14 protein-coding genes and 3 tRNA genes are annotated in these 20217 nt (G+C 28.8%); 5 read left to right on the forward strand and 12 right to left on the reverse strand.

The annotated features are described in order from the left end of the window. A complete protein-coding gene (locus ACFOWD_RS07300; RefSeq protein WP_377409328.1) occupies positions 1–1176 on the reverse strand; it encodes an acetyl-CoA C-acyltransferase in 1176 nt (391 codons plus the stop codon). Between the two features lie 138 nt (positions 1177–1314). Between ACFOWD_RS07300 and ACFOWD_RS07305 the strand changes: the two genes are divergently transcribed. From ACFOWD_RS07305 to ACFOWD_RS07320, 4 genes are all read left to right on the forward strand, one after another. Beyond that, complete coding sequence (locus ACFOWD_RS07305; RefSeq protein ID WP_377409330.1) at positions 1315–3378, forward strand: HD family phosphohydrolase; 2064 nt, start codon at positions 1315–1317, stop codon at positions 3376–3378. A gap of 87 nt (positions 3379–3465) precedes the next feature. After that, a tRNA-Ser gene (locus ACFOWD_RS07310) sits at positions 3466–3548 on the forward strand. An 11-nt stretch (positions 3549–3559) separates the two neighbouring features. Further along, a tRNA-Pro gene (locus ACFOWD_RS07315) sits at positions 3560–3634 on the forward strand. Between the two features lie 15 nt (positions 3635–3649). After that, positions 3650–3723: transfer RNA gene (locus ACFOWD_RS07320), tRNA-Arg, on the forward strand. Between the two features lie 88 nt (positions 3724–3811). Here the strand turns inward: ACFOWD_RS07320 and ACFOWD_RS07325 are convergent. The 10 genes from ACFOWD_RS07325 to ACFOWD_RS07370 all read right to left on the reverse strand — a co-directional run bounded on the left by ACFOWD_RS07325 (position 3812) and on the right by ACFOWD_RS07370 (position 15326). Further along, on the reverse strand, positions 3812–5446 hold the full coding sequence (locus ACFOWD_RS07325; protein WP_377409332.1) for a beta-N-acetylhexosaminidase: 1635 nt from the start codon (positions 5444–5446) through the stop codon (positions 3812–3814). A gap of 9 nt (positions 5447–5455) precedes the next feature. Beyond that, on the reverse strand, positions 5456–6994 hold the full coding sequence (locus ACFOWD_RS07330) for a hypothetical protein (RefSeq protein ID WP_377409334.1): 1539 nt from the start codon (positions 6992–6994) through the stop codon (positions 5456–5458). After that, the gene (locus ACFOWD_RS07335) at positions 6991–9294 is read right to left on the reverse strand and encodes an FdhF/YdeP family oxidoreductase (protein ID WP_377409336.1); all 2304 of its coding nucleotides are present in this window, start codon (positions 9292–9294) and stop codon (positions 6991–6993) included. Before ACFOWD_RS07335 ends, ACFOWD_RS07330 begins: the two co-directional genes overlap by 4 nt. Then, a complete protein-coding gene (fdhD, locus tag ACFOWD_RS07340; protein ID WP_377409338.1) occupies positions 9287–10093 on the reverse strand; it encodes a formate dehydrogenase accessory sulfurtransferase FdhD in 807 nt (268 codons plus the stop codon). The genes ACFOWD_RS07335 and fdhD overlap by 8 nt, the downstream gene beginning before the upstream one ends. Before the next feature lie 193 nt (positions 10094–10286). Further along, on the reverse strand, positions 10287–11462 hold the full coding sequence (locus ACFOWD_RS07345; protein WP_377409340.1) for a class I SAM-dependent methyltransferase: 1176 nt from the start codon (positions 11460–11462) through the stop codon (positions 10287–10289). Positions 11463–11466: 4 nt separating this feature from the next. Further along, positions 11467–12549: an AI-2E family transporter gene (locus ACFOWD_RS07350; RefSeq protein ID WP_377409342.1), complete on the reverse strand. Its 1083-nt coding sequence runs from the start codon at positions 12547–12549 to the stop codon at positions 11467–11469. Beyond that, positions 12549–13805: a hypothetical protein gene (locus ACFOWD_RS07355; RefSeq protein WP_377409344.1), complete on the reverse strand. Its 1257-nt coding sequence runs from the start codon at positions 13803–13805 to the stop codon at positions 12549–12551. The genes ACFOWD_RS07350 and ACFOWD_RS07355 overlap by 1 nt, the downstream gene beginning before the upstream one ends. A 50-nt stretch (positions 13806–13855) precedes the next feature. Then, positions 13856–14515 carry a pyridoxamine 5'-phosphate oxidase family protein gene (locus ACFOWD_RS07360; protein WP_377409346.1) on the reverse strand — a complete coding sequence of 220 codons (660 nt, stop codon included), beginning with the start codon at positions 14513–14515 and terminating at the stop codon, positions 13856–13858. Next, positions 14512–15033, reverse strand: a complete 522-nt coding sequence (locus tag ACFOWD_RS07365; protein WP_377409348.1) for a GNAT family N-acetyltransferase — start codon at positions 15031–15033, stop codon at positions 14512–14514. The genes ACFOWD_RS07360 and ACFOWD_RS07365 overlap by 4 nt, the downstream gene beginning before the upstream one ends. Positions 15034–15035: 2 nt before the next feature. Next, positions 15036–15326 carry a DUF1272 domain-containing protein gene (locus ACFOWD_RS07370; protein WP_377409350.1) on the reverse strand — a complete coding sequence of 97 codons (291 nt, stop codon included), beginning with the start codon at positions 15324–15326 and terminating at the stop codon, positions 15036–15038. 82 nt (positions 15327–15408) lie between these two features. Here ACFOWD_RS07370 and pdxR point away from each other — a divergent pair, with 82 nt between their 5' ends. Continuing rightward, on the forward strand, positions 15409–16890 hold the full coding sequence (gene pdxR / locus ACFOWD_RS07375; protein ID WP_377409352.1) for a MocR-like pyridoxine biosynthesis transcription factor PdxR: 1482 nt from the start codon (positions 15409–15411) through the stop codon (positions 16888–16890). A 36-nt stretch (positions 16891–16926) separates the two neighbouring features. On the opposite strand, the gene ACFOWD_RS07380 is transcribed toward pdxR, so the two are convergent. Then, positions 16927–20172, reverse strand: coding sequence for a S41 family peptidase (locus ACFOWD_RS07380; protein WP_377409354.1), 3246 nt, complete (start codon positions 20170–20172; stop codon positions 16927–16929). Positions 20173–20217 lie beyond the last annotated feature (45 nt).

Below are 20217 nucleotides of genomic sequence, written 5' to 3' on the forward strand. Positions count from 1 at the left end.
TTAAATATTTTCTAAAATCATTGCACTAGCACCACCACCACCATTACAAATAGCAGCTGCTCCAAATTTAGCATTATTTTGTTTTAAAATAGAAGTCAATGCCATAACTATTCTAGCACCTGAAACCCCTAAAGGATGTCCTAATGAAACTGCACCACCATTTACATTTACTTTTGCGCTATCTAAACCTAATATTTTCATATTAGCTAAACCCACCACAGAAAAAGCTTCATTTAACTCAAAATACTCTACATCATTTATAGTTAAATTAGCTTTTGCTAATGCTTTTGGTAATGCTTTAGCAGGAGCTGTAGTAAACCACTTTGGTTCGTGAGCAGCATCTGCATAACTTGTAATTTTAGCAAGAGGTTTTACATTTAATTCTTTTGCTTTTTCTAAAGACATTAATACTAAAGCTGCACCACCATCATTAATAGTTGATGCATTAGCAGCAGTAACAGTTCCATCTTTTGTAAAAGCAGCTCTTAATGAAGGTATTTTCTCCATTTTTACATTTTTATACTCTTCATCTTCAGAGAAAATAATTGGTTCTCCACGTCTTTGAGGTATTTCTACAGGAACTACTTCATCAGCAAATTTTCCTGAAGCCCAAGCCTTTTGAGATCTTTTATAAGATTCTATAGCAAAATTATCTTGGTCTTCTCTAGAGAAATCATATTCAACAGCACATGCATCAGCACAAACACCCATAGCTACTTTGTCATAAGCGTCCACTAATCCGTCTTTTTGCATGCCATCTTCCATGGTAACTGGCCCAAATTTTGTGCCCATTCTTGCATGTTGGTAATGAGGAATACTACTCATGTTTTCCATACCACCTGCAACAACAATGTCTGCATCACCTAAAGCTATTGTTTGGGCAGCTAACATTATAGATTTCATCCCAGAAGCACAAACTTTATTTACTGTTGTACATGGTACACTGTCAGGAATACCTGCATGTATTGCAGCTTGTCTAGCAGGAGCTTGTCCTAAACCAGCAGAAACTACATTTCCCATAAAAACTTCTTGAACTAATTTTGGGTCTAAATTTATTTTTTTAAGTGCACCTTCTATAGCAACAGCACCTAGTTTTGTTGCAGGTATACTAGATAAACTTCCCATAAAACTACCTATTGGTGTTCTAGCAATTGAAACAATTACAACTTCCTTCATCCTTAAATATTATTAATGTTTATTGTGTGTATAGTAGCACAAAAATAACCAAATTATATCAAAAGCTTTTCTTAATAGAATCGTAATTTTAAAGCTTCGTTTTTTTACTGTAAGTTTGTTGTATCTAGATACTTTTTTATGAGTGAGTTTGTAAATAAAATTTATAGAAATAATACCATTATTTATAAGGTAATCTTATTTCTTGTTAGTACAATCGCTATTGTTTATCTGTTTCCAAAAGGTGGTCAATTTAAATATGAATTTAATAATGGTCAATTATGGAGGTATGATAATTTGTATGCGCCTTTTGATTTTGCTATTCAAAAATCTGAAGAAGAAATTACAATAGAAAAAAAAGAAATAGAAGTTAATGCTAAACTATATTTTAAGTATAACAAAGAGGTAGTTGAAAAAGTAAAACAAGATTTTGAAAATAGTTTATCAAAATTTAAAACAAACGATTCTTTAACTATTGATGAAGTTCAAAAGTTTAAAAAATTAGGATCTACAATAATTAGTCAAGTATACAATGATGGTTTTTTAGAATCTGTGAGTGAAAGTAGAATAGATGACCAAAATGACATCATTTCTATTAAAAAAGAAAATGAAGTTCAAGATATACCTTTTAAAAACCTTAATACTTCAAAAGAAGTGTTAAGTATTATAAATTCTAATTTAAAAACAATAAAATCTCAATATAAAAGTAACTTATTACTAGATGAGTTAGCAGGTATTATTAAACCTAATATTACTTTTGATAATGAGCTTACAAATAAAATCATAGAAAAGAGTATTGATGGTATTTCATATACAAAAGGTAAAGTTTCTTCAGGAGAACTTATCATATTGAAAGGTGACATTGTTGAAGGTAAAAAATTAGCCATATTAAATTCACTTAAAAGTGAATCTGAGTCTCAAATTTGGTCTGAGTCTAATTACAATTGGATTGTTTTTGGTTATACCATTTTAGTCTCTTTAGCACTTTTGATGTTATTATTGTTTTTACATAAATATAGAATTGAAATCTATAACAATAACAATAAAGTAACATTTATTTTCTTTAATATTTTTGCTATAATATTTATTCAGACTTTAGTAATAAAATATAACTCTGATTACTTATATATTGTACCATTAAGTATACTTCCAATCATTTTAAAAGCATTTTTTGATGCAAGGTTAGGTTTGTTTGCTCATGTTCTTACAGTATTGCTTTTAGGGTATATTGTACCCAATAGTTTTGAGTTTATATATCTGCACATTATTGCTGGTATTGTTACTATTTTAACGGTTTCAGAACTTTATAAAAGGGCAAATTTATTTATTTCTGTTGCCCAGATTACTGTTATTTACATGCTAACTTATTTTGCCTTTTCAATTATAAAAGAAGGTAATGCATCTCAGATTAATTGGGACTATTTTATGCTATTTGCTGCTAATGGATTGCTTTCATTTTTATCGATTATTTTAATTTACATTTATGAAAAAGTTTTTGGGTTAGTTTCTGATGTAACATTATTAGAATTATCAAATACAAATACACCTTTATTAAGAGAACTTAATGAGAAAGCCCCAGGAACATTTCAGCATTCTATGCAAGTTGCAAATTTAGCAGAGGCTGCAGCTAATGAAATAGGAGCTAATTCTATGTTGGTAAGAACAGGAGCATTGTATCATGATATAGGTAAAATGGCTAATCCAATGTATTTTATAGAGAATCAAACCACTGGAGTTAATCCTCATAATGATTTGTCACCTTCAGATAGTGCAAAAATTATAATAGATCATGTAATTCTTGGTGTAGAAATAGCTAAAAAGAATAATTTACCAGATAGGATTATAGATTTTATTAGAACACATCATGGAACAAGTACCACTTATTATTTTTTAAGAAAAGAACAAGAGTTAAATCCAGATACAAAAGTAAAAGTAGAAAAATTTCAATATAAAGGTCCTATACCATTTTCAAAAGAAACGGCTATTTTAATGATGTGTGATGCTGCTGAAGCTGCTTCTAAAAGTTTAAAAAATCCAACAGCTCAAAGTATTAACGATTTAATAGACAAGATAGTAAGTAAGCAAGTTTCCGATAATCAATTTGTAAACTCAGATATTACTTTTAGAGAAATAAATATTATTAGAAAAGTGATTAAGAAAAAATTGATGAATATTTATCATTTAAGAGTAGAATATCCTGAATAAAAAATAAAAAAACCTTGCTAAATTGTAATTGTAATCTTACATTTGCACTCGCAATTTTTATTTCATCAATTATTTGTTGAAATTTAAGGAGAGGTGGCAGAGTGGTAATGCAGCAGATTGCTAATCTGTCGACCTTTTTGGTCGCCAGGGTTCGAGTCCCTGTCTCTCCGCAAATTGCTTTCGGGGTGTAGCGTAGCCCGGTTATCGCGCCGCGTTTGGGACGCGGAGGTCGCAGGTTCGAATCCTGCCACCCCGACATTTTAGAGTTACTGGTCGCGTAGCTCAGCTGGATAGAGCATCTGCCTTCTAAGCAGACGGTCACAGGTTCGAATCCTGTCGCGATCACATAAAGCCTTACTTTTTTAGTAAGGCTTTTTTGTTTTTTGTATCTAATAAATATTTGTATTTAACTTAGGATTAGTATTTTAAAAAATTATTTGTTTTTTTCAACAAATTCATCAGAAGCAAAATAAATTTCTTTATGAGTCCATCTTTTTTGAAGGTTTTTCAAAGAATATTTAAAATATTTAAAATCTTTTCTATCAATATTTGTCCAACCTATTTCTGCATAAGCAGCTATTCTTGGAAAGGTTTGATAATGCATATTACCATTAGTAGGAATCCATTCTCCCCACATTTGGCATCCTAAACCAATAATTTTATTATGGTATTTTTTATCTAAGTCTTTTGGGATAGGATTAAAAGAATAGGCTTTTGATAAAGGTAAATTTTTGTACTTATAATCTAAATACGTGTAGGAGTGGAGTGAGTTTACAATTTCATATCCATTACTAGCAGCTGTTGTTGCAAGGTTAACATCACCTTTCCAAAAATGAATAATTGTTTCTTTAGCTAATTTTTGAGAGGTTTCTGTGTCTTTCTTATCTTGATAATGATGTAAATTATGTCCCATAATTTCATTCCAGCCCATCATTCTTCTTCCCTTGCTTTGTAAATATTTAGAAATACTATTGGTAAAGTAAACTTGTAAATCTGCTGGGGTTTTTAATTTTTTTTCATTCATATATTTTAGAACTGAAGTAGATGCTTTCCAATGGTTATATTTTACTTCATCTCCACCAATATGAATTACTTTTGAAGGAAATAATGCCATAACTTCATCTAAAACATCAGTTAAAAATTGATACACTCTAGGGTTTGTTACATCGTAGACATCTTTTCCAACACCAAATTTAATAGGAACTTCGATTTCTTTTTTTGAGGTACCTAACCAAGAATAAGAAGCTATTGCAGCTGTAGAATGTCCTGGCATTTCAATTTCTGGAACTATTGAAATATGTCTATCAGCAGCATATTTTATAATTTCTTTAATTTGCTCTTGGGTATAAAAGCCTTCATGTGGTTCTGCTGATTGTATAGGGCTTTCCCATTGTAAAGGTCCTATTTGAGTACTTTTTCTTTTAGATCCAATTTCTGTAAGCTTTGGATATTTTTTTATTTCTATTCTCCATCCTTGATCGTCTACCAAATGCCAGTGAAATACATTCATTTTTAGATAAGCCATTTCATCTAAAAGCATTTTTACTTGTTCCATTCCTTTAAAATAACGAGCTTCATCTAGCATAAAAGCTCTCCATTTAAAACTTGGTTTATCTTCAATTTTTAAATTTTTGACTTCAATATATTTTTCATATTTAGAATAGTAAGCATTAAAGGAACAAAGTTGTTTTAAAGTTTGTAAACCATAAAACCATCCTTTTTTAGAATTTGCACAAATAATAATATTATTATCTGATATCGTTAAATCATAAGCTTCATCTGTAAAACTCTCATCAATTTGAAAAACTAAAAAATTATTTTTAAGATTTTGATATTCTGTTAGTTTAGTAGTTATATTAAATTCTTTAGAAAAGTAATTTTGTAAATCTTTTACAATTTTTTTACTTGAATCATTAAATACAATTTGTGTTTCATTATTAATTTTAAAAACCCCACTTTTTATAATTAGTTTTTGTGGACGAGGAGTTATATGTATTTCTTGTGAAGTTATATTAGTAATGTTTAAAACTGTTAAAAAGCATAGTAAAAAAAGAGACTTTATGGTCATGATTGTTTTTTATTTGTTTAGTTTTAAAATAGAAATATTATAAGAAATACCAAAATTCAAAAAGAAACTACTTAAACTTCCTCCTTTAGCTTTTGCATAACCTCCAGAGGTTCTTAGATTTAATTTATTGTTTAATTTATAATTGATACCAGCACTTGGTTTTATAATTAAACCTTCACCAGTACTAATTCCTCCACCACCAGCTGCACCTGCTAAAGCTTGAAAAAACAATGTTGATTTTTCATTAAACAATGGATTTGTTTTAATACCTAGCCCTACAATACCTTCTGCATAAGCACCTGCGTCTCCAAAATTAGCAAATGATGTTTGTCCAGCAATAAATACGTTTTTGTTTAAATCGAAATTTACTTGTAATGATATTTGATGCATATCTTCTTTTGTTTTAGTATCTCTATCTGCATCAAAATAAATGTCGTGTTTTGTTATTATTTCTAGACCTTTAAACTTACCTGAGGTAAAATTGTTATTAATTGATTTTGTACCATTTCTTTCTACATAATATTTTATACCAAATCCATAAGATTGGGTAAATACATCAGCATTTGGAGACATCACAAAACCTGTGTTAATAGCAAAAAATATATCATCAAATATTTTTTGCTCTATAGAAATATCAGGATAAATTAAAAACCCACCTTTAGTATCAATTCCACCTCCACCACCTGCACCAAGACCAAATTTAGCTAATAAATTTGTTCTATTTTTATTGAAAGAGTGTAAATAGCCTGCGCCTAAAAAAACATCCATATAGCCTGCTTTTATTCCATCAAAAGCACCATCTACTTTTACAAATCCAAACCAATTATTAGAAAAATAACTAGCTAATTCAAAACCTACAAGTCTTATTGTTTCTCCATTGTATTGAGCACCTCCAGATTGTTGAGTTCTACCTTTTATTTTTAAATTATTTTGATGAAACATTAAAGAAGTTCTTTTTGAAAAGATATCCCAACCAGAATTATTTAATGATTTAAAATCATAATTTTGTTCACGATTTTTATAATCTGAATAATCGAAATTTAAAGGAATTTCTAAAGCAATGTTAAATTGATTTCCTTTAATTTCTCCACCATCAAAAAAGTTAACATAGCTCCACCCAGTATTTATAGAGAAATTATCAAATTCATATCCTAGATTAAAATGAGGTAGTATAAATGCACCACCTCCATCTGGAGCAGCTCTTCCACCTCCACCACCAAAATGAAATCCAGTATCTACATAAAAATTATCTCCAAAAAATTTTTTTACACCTGTATTTACACCTAATGTAAAAAAACCACCTCTATCACCAGATACAGCTCCATAAATTCCTAGCCCTCCATACAACCAATCATTAACCATTAAGTTGTAATGAATACCTGTAAATCCCATATTTTTTTCATTAGGAACATTTGTAATAGGCATATCAATAGATAGGAAATCTAATTTTGCAAAACCTTTTTGAGTTTTCCTTTCTAAATTTTTTTTTTGTGAAAAAGAAAATTGATAAATAAATGATAGTAAGAGAATTAATACTATTCTTTTCATGCTTGTTTTTTTTGTTTTTTAACAGTAACAATGATTGTTTTTGAAGTTGGAGTATTACTTAAATCTGCAGTACTTTTTATAGGAACTAAAGCATTTGCTTCAGGAAAATAAGTTGCTGTACATTGTTTTGGAATATCGTAAGGTATTACTAAAAAACCATTTACAATTCTTACTTCATCTTTAAAATGACTTGTTATGTTAACTAAGTCTAATTTTTTCAGACCTTCTTTTTGCATATCATCTTTATTCATAAAGATTACTCTACGTTCATTTAAAACACCTCTGTATCTATCATTTAATCCATAAATAGTAGTGTTGTATTGATCGTGAGTTCTAATGGTCATCATTAGATACTGATTTTCATCTAATTTAATACCTGAAGGTTTATTGATAGAAAAATTGGCTTTACCAGTTAGTGTATTATCAAAATTATTTTCTCTTGCGTTATTTGGTAAATAGAAGCCTCCTTTTTCTCTAACCCTTGTGTTATAATTTTCAAAACCAGGAATTGTTGCTTCAATTTTATCTCTAATTAAATCATAATTAGAAGCTAACTCTACCCAATTTACTGAAGATTTTTTTAAGGTAATTTTTGCTAAACCTGCAACAATAGCAACTTCGCTCAATAAATATTCTCCACAAGGTTTTAAATGTCCTTTTGATGAATGTACAACTCCCATTGAATTTTCTACAGAAACAAATTGTTCTCCAGAAATTTGAAAATCTTTTTCAGATCTTCCTAAGCAAGGTAAAATCAATGCTTTTTTACCATGTATTAAATGACTTCTATTAAGTTTAGTAGAAACATGAACAGTTAAATCACAATTTTTTAAAGCTTTTGCTGTGTATTCTGTATCTGGAGTTGCAGAAATAAAATTACCTCCCAAACCAAAAAATACCTTAGCTTTTTTATGATACATGGCTTCAATAGCATTTACAACATCATATCCATGTTTTCTTGGAGATTTAAATTTAAATTCTTCTTCTAAAGCATCTAAGAACTCATGTTTTGGTTTTTCCCAAATACCCATTGTTCTATCTCCTTGAACATTAGAATGACCACGAACAGGGCAAGTACCTGCTCCTTTTTTGCCTATGCTCCCTTTTAATAATAATATGTTTACAAGTTCTCTAATATTATCTACAGCATTTTTATGCTGAGTTAAACCCATAGCCCAACATATTATTATCTTTTCATTATTTACAATTAAATCGACTGCTTTTTCAATTACAGCTAATTCTAAACCAGTTTGTGGTAACAAGTATTCTATTGTGTAAGTATCTAAATCTTCAAGAAATCTATCTAAACCTTTTGTTTTTTCTTGAATAAATTGATGATTAAAAACAGATCCAGGATTTTCTTCTTCTCTTTGCTTCATCAATTTTAAAATAATTTTTAATAAAGCTACATCACCATTTATTTTGACTTGTAAAAATAAATCTGTTAAATCTTGTCCTTTACCAAACCATTTTAAGGGTTTTTGAGGATCTATATAATTTATTAAACCCACTTCTGGTAATGGATTTATAGTAATTATTTTTCCACCATTTTTTTTCGTTTCTCCTAAAGCTGTAAGCATTCTAGGATGATTTGTTCCTGGGTTTTGACCAATAACCATAACTAAATCAGCATGGTTAAAATCGTCTAACGTTACAGAACCTTTACCAATACCTAAAGTTTCTGTTAAGGCAACACCACTAGATTCATGACACATATTAGAACAATCAGGTAAATTATTTGTACCAAATTGTCTTACAAAAAGTTGATATAAATATGCAGCTTCATTGCTAGTTCTTCCAGAAGTATAAAATATTGCTTCATCTGGTGAGTCTAATGAGTTTAACTCATCAGCAATGATTGAAAATGCTTCTTGCCAAGAAATTTCTTTATAATGATTTGCACCTTCAGGTAAATAAACAGGATTTGTAATTCTACCTTTTTTGCCAATTTCATAATCTGATAGTTTCGATAATTTTTCTACTGAGTATGTTGAGAAAAAAAGAGGGGTTACTAGATTTTTTGTTGCTTCTTCTGCTATTGCTTTTGCTCCATTTTCGCAATATTCTGCTAAAAAAGCTCTTTTTTCATCTGGATCTGGCCATGCACAACCAGGGCAATCAAACCCATCTTTTTGATTCATTTTTTTTAAAAGACTAATCCCTTTTAAAACACCAGTTTCTTTTGTAACATGGTTCAAAGCAGTTTTAATTGCTTTAACACCAACAGCAGATTTAGGAATTTCTGTTAATTCAATTCCAGTTAATTTTTCAGGGGGTTGTGCATCAGTTTTTTTAAACATATTGTATGTTTTTAAAATATTCTGGATTCGAGTATATGGTCATTTTATCATCTCTAGTAAAACCTACTAAACAGATTCCAAATTCTTTAGCAAAATCTACAGCTAATGAAGAACAAGCAGAAACTGCTATGATAACAGGAATTTTTGCAATAAAAGCTTTTGTAACAATTTCATAAGACACTCTACCACTTACAACTAAATATTTAGCTTCTTGTAAAGAGTCAGTTGTTAACAAATCTCCTATTACTTTATCAACAGCATTATGCCTGCCAATATCTTCTTTTACAGTTAAAAGTTCTTTTTGATGATTAAAAATAGAAGCTGCATGTAAGCCACCAGTTTTTTCAAAAACTTTTTGATTTTTATGCATAGCTTCCATCATTTTTGAAACTTCTAATAAATTAAATTGCTGTTTATTATTTAAATATTTGCCTTCTACCTTTAAATGATTTAATTCTTTTTTTCCACAGATACCACAAGAAGAAACAGAAAGTAATGTTCTTTTATTTAAGTATCCTTTGCCTAAATCATTTTTAGAAATGGTAACATTAATTATAGCATTAATATTATTTTCTTTTTTTACAATATCGAAAGAAATAGGAGTGTTTTTTTTATAAATATCTTCAGCAAATAAAAGCCCAGTTATTAATTGGAAATCATTACCTGGTGTTCTCATTACAACAGTGTAAGACTCTTGGTTTATATTTATTTGAAGTGGAGCTTCTACAACTAAATTATCTTCTAAAAGATGATTTGTCTCTGCTATAACCTTTAAACCTTGATATTGTAAAGTTTGCATATTTAATAGAGCGTTTTTTACTCTTCTTACAAACTTAATTAAAAAAACTTGTAGTATAAAAAAAGTCTCGATGTAAAACCGAGACTTGTCTTTAGTATCTTATACCCCTAAAAATAAAATACATAAAGCTAGGTCAAATATAGTAATTTTTTTTAATAATTATAATATATGTTATAAAAATGATATTTTTTTATTAACATTTTTGACATATTATCACTTTTAAGTTTTTGTTTGCAGTAGTTGTAAAGAATAAATAATCTGTACCCCCATCATTAATATTTATTTCTTTTCTAATTTGGGCTACTGTTTTTGGAAAATTTCTAGTGGTAATATTTGCTTTAGATTTTGAGAATCGTTTTTTTAATTTCTTTTTATCATAAGATAAAATATCAACTATTTTAAATGCTCTTCCAGGAAAATCTATAAAGTTTTCTGAAGTGTAAAGATGAGAGTGCTCTTCTAGTTTATAAACATTAAATTTATTTGAAATTTGATGAAACCCACCAGATTTTAATATAGCTGAATTTGGTTCATATAAATAGGAGAGTGGTTCTGAAAAATTTGAACTTTCTTTACTTTGATATTCAAAACTGAATTCATCAGTTTTAGATTTACCAATGTTTACTGCTATGATATTTGTACTTTCTGCATAATTTTTTTCTAATAAAAACAACAATTCTTTTACTTCATTATGCACAGCAACAATGTGTACAGATTTTACATTTTTTAATTCATTAATGGTATTTGTAATATCTAAAATTGGAGAAACTTTTATTAATATTTGATTTGCTTTAGTAAAAAAGAAATCAATTTTTGGAGGAATATATGGTAAACAATCTTTTAATAAAAAAACTTTTCCTTTTACATCACTTCTTCTTGATGGATCTACATATATACAATCAAAAGTATCATTAGTTTCTTTTAAAAAATCAAAACCGTTAATAGCATAGGTTTCAATATTTTTCGCATTTAGTTGTTGATAATTATGTTTTACAATTGTTGATAATTCTGAGTTTATCTCACAATGAATTACTTTTTTAAATTGTTTAGAAAAATAAAAACTATCTACACCAAAACCACCAGTAATATCTATTATTGATTTTCCTGTTACTAATTTAGATTTAAAAGCTGCAGTTATTTCTGATGAGGTTTGCTCTATAGAAATTTTATTTGGATAGTATATGTTTTTACTCGAGAACCAAGTAGGTAATTTTTTTTCTGATTTTTTTTTTGCTAGTATTTGATTCGCTAATTCCTTGCTCTCAATATCTTCGAAAGGACTGCCTTTTAAAATAATTTTAGTAATTTCTATCTTTAAATTTTTAGAAATAAATTCTTGTATTTCAGGCTTTAAAATAGCTAAATTCAAAAGATTAAATATTTTTAGTAAGAGATTTTACAATCTTATTATCAGATAAAAATTCTTTTAAAATTACTTTTAAAACGGTATAGCAAGGAACAGCTGTAATCATACCTGGAATTCCAAAAAGTAATCCTCCAATTATAATTACTAAAAATATTTCTAATGGATGAGATTTAGCAGTTTTAGAAAATATTAAAGGCTGACTCACAAAGTTGTCTAACAATTGAGCTAAAGAATAGAAAAATAAAATCCAAATAGATGTTGGTAATATTTGACTTTGAAAATCTAAACCAATATTACTTGTCATAGATAAAATAAACATAACACATGCTCCTATTAATGGACCTATGTAAGGTATAAGATTTAATAAGGCACATAAAAACGCTATTACAACAGGGTTAGAAATACCAAAGCTTAATAAAATAATAGTATAAATAAAAAATAGAATTGAGATTTGAAGAATTAACCCAATAAAATATCTAGATAATAAATCATTTATAGTTTCTAAAGATTTAGAAAATCTATTTTCGGTATTGCTAGGTATTATTGTTAATAAGCCATTCTTTAATAATCTACTATCTTTCATAAAGAAAAAAGTGATAAACAACACAGAAAATAAACCAATACTAAATGAACCAAGTGTTTCTAAAAGTGTATTTAGTAAGCTTGGTATTGTTTTAAATTGAGATGTAATGTCTAAATGTTTTAATTCGTCTATTAAATCTATTCCTTTGCTTGAAAAATAGATATAAATTTCATTAAAAATATCTTCTAAATCTTGTTCTAATTTGTCTATATGTAAAAGCGATAAACTTTTACCTTGTTCCATTATTAAAGGAATAAACAATGTTATGATACCTACTAATAAACCAAGCATAAGAATCATAGTAGTTATTACAGCAAAAACATTTGGCATTTTTAATCTTTTTCTTAGAAAAAGAATTAAAGGTCTACCAATTAGAGATAAAATTGCTGCGATTACTATATAAACAATTACAGATTGAATTTTATATAAAAAAAATAATAACAAAAGTACACCTAGCAAAATGCTAACCGCTCTTAAAATTCCGTTTGCAATTGCTTTTGAGTTCATTAATTATAAGCTTTTACTTCTCCCATACTCAATTGTCCTCCATTAGAAAAACTATGGTTTGTTGGCAGTAATGTGCCACTTTCTGTAGTTATCCAACCTTCCCAAGTTGCAGGTGTACCATTCATTCTGCCATTTTTTAAATACATTTTATAGCTTTTTGGTACATAAGTTGAATCTAAAATCCAAACATAAGCATCACCAGGAGTTGTGCCTCCACTTGTATAAGTTACTTTTAAAGCATCTTTACCTTCTACATCAACAATATTTCTTATAACTCCTTTATCATAAAGTTTATGAGGAGCAACAAGCCAAAAAGAATCGTTATTAAAAATGTCCCAAGCTCTTTTTACAATTTTTTCGTCTGTATCTTCTTGTTTTTCTCCTTCAAAATAAACTGTGCTTTTATCTATTTCTTGAGGATAAAGATTTACTCTAAAGTCTTCCCAAGAAACGTCTACAATATTTTCTTTTTTGTTCCACTTAAAACTTCTTCTTCCACCAAAACTCCATTCTATAAATTTTGTTTTTTGATAAGCTTCATGTTTTATAGCCGCTAAAATTTTATCTGCAAGTTTATTGGCTTCTTTATTGTAAGCTTTTACATCACCCATATCTAGCTCCAAACCAAACAAAGAAAGTTTATGTTTAGTTGGTAGTTTTAAACCAGCTTCTGTAGTTTTCCAATCAGACCAAGTTGCAGAAACACCTCCAATAGGTATAATACTTGTCCACATTTTATAAGCTACAGGAAAAAACTTATCATTTAAAATCCATAAATAAGAATCTCCAGGAGTTGAACCTCCAGAAGTGTATGTAACTAATAAAGCATCTTTGCCTTCGTATTTTACAATTGCTCTTTCTGTGCCTTTATCAAATATTTTATAAGGTGCTACTAACCAGAAAGAATCGTTATTAAAATTATCTATTGCTTTTTGAATTAATTTAGGTGATGAAGCTTTACTTTTTGAAGTATTTTTTAAGTTTAAAATGATTTTTTCTTCACCCAATACAACCTCTACTTTATTTTGTTGCTTATACCATTTATAATGATTTGTACCTCTAAAATCCCATTCAATTACTTCAGTATTTTCAAATACTTCATGGTTTAAGGCATTAAACATTTTAATGGCTAAAGCATCTGCTTCTTTTCCTTTGTTGCCTTCAGGTAATTTTTCGTTATTTAAAAAATAATAACCAACTCCAAATAGAAATACCAAGACCATTAATAAGCCTAATGCTTTTAAAAACTTCTTCATTTTAAACGATTAAATTCAAAAGCTAAAATATTAATTTTTAGAAGAAGAAACTATTGGTTTGCTTTATAATAATCTAAAATATGTTTTGGAACCTCCATTTTCTCTGGTTTACCTTTGTCTGCAATTGGGTATTCTGCAACTTGCTTTATAGGGATTACACCTGCCCAAACGTCTAAATTGTAATCTTCTGGTTCATCATTTACACCTTCTGCTCTAATTTTTGCTGAAGCTGTATCAATAGTAAATTCAACCACTAAAGTTCTATCTAATTCTTTTTGTAGCATAGGTCTTAAAGATTGCCAATGATTAGGCATCATTTGATTTACAATTAGCTTTAATATTTCTGTTTTATCAACATCATTTTTTATTTCTATAACAGTGCCAAAAAGTGTTGCAGATCTATAATTAACTGAATGATGTAACCCAGATCTTGCTAAAACTAATCCGTCTAAATGATTCACAGAAATAGATGTTTTATCACTTTGCAGAATGCCCTGTAACATTCTATTTCCTGTTGAGCCATGAATATACACTTTGTCTTCTTTTCTGGCATAAGCCATTGGAATAGATATTGGATAATTATCATAGATATACCCAACATTGCATAAAAACCCTGCATCTAAAATGTTATTAATGGTCTCTACATTGTAAGAAGCTCTATTTTGGCCTCTCTTTACTCTGTTTGTTTTTGATTGAGGGTAGGTTTTCATTCAATTAAATTTTTACACATGATATGGTTTTTATAGGATTTGCCAGCAACTACAAAGTCGTAAAACCCAATTTTTTTATATTGATTTGCTTGATAAAAAGAAATGGCATTGTAATTATAAATATAAGTTACCAACCATATACAATTGAATTTCATTTTTTTAACGTATTCTATAATTGTATCATGTAATTTTTTACCAAGTTTTTTACCAATAAAATCATTGAGAATATAAATTTTATCTAGTTTACAAACATTCTTTTCTTGAATACTATTTGTAGTTTTGTTGAGTTCTATTTTTGCAAATCCTACAGCTTGCTTTTTATAATAAATGATTAAAAACAGGATGTTTTTATCACTTAAATCTTGTTTTATTTTTTCTTCATTAAAAGCATTATTACAATAGTCTTCAACGTCTTTTTTATTTTTAATATATATACTGTGAGATTCTATAAATGTAGTTTTACCTAAATTTATAATGGTATGAACATGAGTTCTGTTAGCCTTAAGAATTTCAATCATGCCTATCTTTCTAAAGGGTTAATATTTTTGAATAATTTAGAAATTAAGTTATTTTTTACTAAATCTTTTGGTTCATAAATTCTTTTTTTAGATGCTGGATATTTCTTAATCATTTCTTTTGGTCTAATTGGTCTTTCTGTAAAATTTCCATTACAACTTGGGCAAACGTCATCAAATATTTCTAAAGCACAAGTTCTGCAGTATGTGCACTCAAAAGAACAGATCATTGCTTCAGTTGAGGTATTGGGTAAATCTTTATTACAGTGTTCGCAATTTGGTCTTAATTCTAACATTTGCATCATTTTAAATCAAAATTAGTATTTTTATGGACTATTGTAATCGTCCAGAATAAAAATAAATAATAGTCCAGTTTTTATGTTTCCATTTATATCTACCTTTAATATTGATAGGTCTCTACATCAAGCTTTGTATTTACAATTAGCAAATCAATTTATAGAGCTTATAAAAACAAGAAAATTATTACCTAATACAAAGTTACCAAGCAGCAGAAGTTTAGCAGCAGTTTTAAAAGTACATAGAAAAACAGTTGTAGCTTGTTATGAAGAGTTATTGTTACAAGGTTGGGTAGAAAGTATACCTAAAAAAGGAACATTTGTAAATGCAAATTTGCCAGAATTACAATTACAAGATTACAGAAATCAAAATCATTTTTTAAAAAAAGATTATGTAGGGTTTTCATTTTATAAAAATGATATTTTAGAAAGAAAAACCAATGCTTTACAACAAAATTTTATGTATTTAGATGATGGAGTTTCTGATGTAAGACTAACACCTATAAAAGATTTAGCAAGAATCTATAGAAGAATTTGCAATAGAAAATATATTTATAAAGGCATGTCTTATGGCACTACATTAGGTAATTTAAAACTTAGAAAAACATTAGTAAATTATTTAAATAATACTCGTGGTTTAAATGTAAATGTAGATCAACTATTAATTACTAGAGGTAGCCAAATGGGAATTCATTTATCTGCTAAATTATTATTAAAAGAAAATGATATCATTATAGTAGGTGACACAAATTATATTTCTGCTGATATAACTTTTTTAAATGAAAAAGCCAATTTAAAAAGAGTAACTGTAGATGAAAATGGATTACAAACTCACCAAATTGAAAATATTTGTAAAACAAATACTGTAAAAGCTGTATATGTAACTTCACATCATCATCACCCAACAACAGTTACCTTATCTGCAGAAAGAAGAATCCATTTATTAAATCTTGCTAAGACTTATAATTTCGCCATAATTGAAGATGATTACGATTTTGATTTTAATTACAATCATTCCCCAATTTTACCTTTAGCTAGCCATGATACAAATGGAAATGTTATTTATATTGGTTCTGTTTGTAAAACTGTGGCTCCTGTTTTTAGAATTGGTTACTTAATAGCTCCTAAATCTTTTGTTAATACAGCCGCAAACTTAAGAAGATATATAGATAGGCAAGGAGATGCATTATTAGAAATTACTTTTGAAGAGTTTATTAAATCTGGAGATTTAGATAGACATATTAAAAAGGTGATGAAGATTTATAAAGCAAGAAGAGATTTATTTTGTAGTCTTTTAAAAAAACATTTTCCTACTATTTTTTCTTTCGAAGTCCCTATTGGAGGAATGGCTGTTTGGCTTACACTCGATAAAAAGTATTCATGGAGTAGAATTGCAGAATTAGCAAAAAAACAAAAGTTAGAAATAGGTGAGTGGCAACGTTATGATTTAGCAAAGAATAAACATAACGCAATAAGAGTTGGTTTTGCTAAATTTAACGAAGAAGAAATTAAAGAACTTATTTTTAGATTAAAAAACACTATTAATCAATTAATAGTTAAATAAAAAATCCTGCTTTTGCAGGATTTTTTATTTAAAAGTTTATTTATCATTTTTATAACCTTTAGGTCTTTTAGAACGAATAGGGGCTTTAGGTTCTGGTTTTGGAAAAAATTCTTGTGTTTTAAGTAAACGCAAAGCCTCAGCTACTGCTTTTTCTAATTGTGGGTCTTTACCTTGTAAAACTTCTTTTGGTGTTTGATGCACTTCTATATCTGGAGCCACACCTTCACCTTCAACAGCCCATTTTCCATTAACATCATAGAAACCACCTCTTGGAGCAACCATTCTTCCACCATCTATAAATCTTGGAGTGTCCCAAGTACCAACTAATCCTCCCCAAGTTTTAGTACCTACTAAAGGGCCTAAATTCTTTTCTTTAAACATATAGGGTAATAAATCTCCACCTGAACCAGCTCTTTCATTAATAATCATCACTTTTGGCCCCCAAATACCAGCCATTGGTGTAGTCCAAGGTTTTTTACTTTCACTTTTACTATTAAAATAACCAATGACTTCTCTAGACATAATGTCTATCATATAATCTGCAGCAGAACCACCACCATTATTTCTTTCATCTATAACAACACCTTTTTTATCTTGTTGAGAAAAATAGTATCTATTAAAAGATGTAAAACCAGGATTACTTGTGTTTGGTACATATACATATGCTAATTTTCCATTAGATAATTCGTCTACTTTTCTACGATTACTTTCTACCCAATCTATACTTCGTAAACCTCTTTCACTAGAAGTAGGTGTTATTAGTATGGTTCTAGCTCCATTTTCTGATGGTTTATCATTAACTTTTATAAAAATCTCTCTACCAGCAGTTTGTTCTAATAATTGATACGGATTTATTTCCGAAGTTAATGTTACTCCATTAATTTCTAATAAGTAGTCTCCTTTATTTACATGAATTCCTGGTAAACCTAAAGGAGCAAAAATGTTAGGATTCCAACGTTCTCCTTTATATATTTTTGTGAAACGATAATACCCTTTATGTACCTCTAAATCTGCACCTAGTAGTCCAACACCAACTCTATTTAAATTAGGGAAATCACCTCCAGAAACATAAGAATGTCCAATAGCAACTTCTCCACTCATAATATCTACAACATAATTTAAATCTGTTCTATGCTTTACATCGTTTATCCAAGGAGAATACCACTCGTAAATATCATCCCAAGGAGCACCATGAACATTATCTACGTAAAGAAAGTCACGCATAAAACGCCATCCTTCTTTAAAAATTTGATGTGCTTCTGCTTTAGGGTCTACTTTAATTTTAAGATTTGTTTTTAATGTTACTTTTCCAGCTTTGGGTGCTTTTGTATTGTTTAAGCTCCAACTGCCTCCTTTAGAGATTAAAATAGATTTTCTATCATCTGATGCTGTCATAGATGAAACACCATTTGCAAATACATTTGCTTTTTCTTTAGTAACATCATAGCTGTGTAAGGTTAATCCTCTACTATTTGGAACAGATTCTGCAATAAAGACTTTGTTTTTTGGTCCTTTTAATAAACCAACATAATTTCTTGCAGGTAATTTTAAAGCTACAGCTCTATCAAACAAACCATTTTCATCAATTATAGTTTTATTTGATGCTTCTTTTTTGTGAGACTCTTTTTTATTTTTATCGGCTGTATTTTCTTTTGGTAAAGATTCTTCGTCTGTTTTAGGAAGATTTGGAGCTTTATCTTTAGAAGACAAAACCACTGTATATAAGGTTCTTGTTACACTTGGGTCGTAAGAACTCATGTCTAACCAACCTGTTTGTAAACCATAATCTGTACTTGCTAAAGTATAAATGTATTTTCCTGAAGCATCCCAAACAGGAGTTATAGCATCTGCTATATAATCTGTTATTTGAATAATTTTTTTAGTACTTATTTGATAGGCATAAACAGATTTATAACTATTATCATTTTGTTTTGCATAAGCTATCCAATCACTATCAGGAGAAAACTTAGGATTCATTGTTCTATTTGGATGAGCAAATGTATCTGCATCTACTTTTGTAATTTCTTTTGTCTCTAAATTAATCATCCAAATAACAAAATTAGTATCAGTATAGGCAATGTATTTACCATCTGAAGACCAATCTGGTTGAAAATAAAAAGTAGGATTTGGTAGTTTTATATATTGTTGATTATCTCCATTTTGATTTGCTAAAACCAATTCATACTCTCCATTTTTATCAGAAAACCAAGCAACTTGATCTCCTTTTGGAGACCAAATAGGAGAACGATCTGCAACTCCAGAAGAATTAGTTAAATTTCGCCAAGTTCCGTTTTCTTTTGGTACTGTAAAAATTTCTCCTCTATATTCAAAAATGGCTCTTTTGCCTTTAGGTGAAACATTAGGATTGGTTAAATTTCTACCAGAAACATTCATCCATCTTGTTCTAGAATAATTTAAATCGCCTTTTACATGAATAACAATTTGTTTGGTTTGTTTAGTTGCTGGATTTAACATGTGTAAAAAACCACCTTGCTCATAAACAATTCCATTTTTATTAGCATCTATGTTTTTTACATCAAACTTTTTGTGAAAAGTAATTTGCGTTTCTTTGTTTGTTTTTAAGTTATAAGACCAAATATTTGCAGTATAATCTCTTTCTGAAATATAATACACATCACCTTTATACCAAACAGGATTTACATGTCTTTCTCCATCTAATTGTGGAGTTTTAATTAATTCTTTAGTCTTTAAATTAACAATCCAAATAGGCATTGCTTGACCTCCTCTATAATTTCTCCATTCTGCATCCCAACTTGTAATAGGTGTATAGGCAATGTATTTATTATCATTAGAAATTTCACCAAAAGCAGCTCTTGGAATATCAAAAGCTTCTGGCATACCACCAGTTACAGAAACTGTATAAAATTTATTAGTTTGTGTAGGTTTACCTTCTCTATTAGAACGAAATAAGATTTTTCCATCTGGTGTCCAACCTTGTACAATATCTGTAGCTGAATGATAGGTTAGTCTTTTAGGTTCACCACCTTCAATACTTACCAAATACACATCTGTATTTCCATCATATTGAGCTGTAAATGCTATCCATTTTCCGTCTTTAGAAAAATGAGGGCTAGATTCGTAACCTTCATCACTAGTAAGTCTAACAGCATTACCACCTGTTAGTGGAGCTTTCCATAGATCTGCAGCATGTACAAAAACTACTTGATTATCTGATAAAGTTGGTTGTCTTAATAATCTTGTACCTTGAGAAAAACTGTTATAGGTTAAGATTAATGAAAATAATATGACTAATTTTTTCATGTAAAATAAGTTTGATTTATTCTTTAAAGGTAAAGAAAATCAACT

The sequence above is a fragment of the Polaribacter marinivivus genome, from assembly GCF_042651285.1.
Classification (GTDB): Bacteria; Bacteroidota; Bacteroidia; order Flavobacteriales; family Flavobacteriaceae; genus Polaribacter; species Polaribacter marinivivus.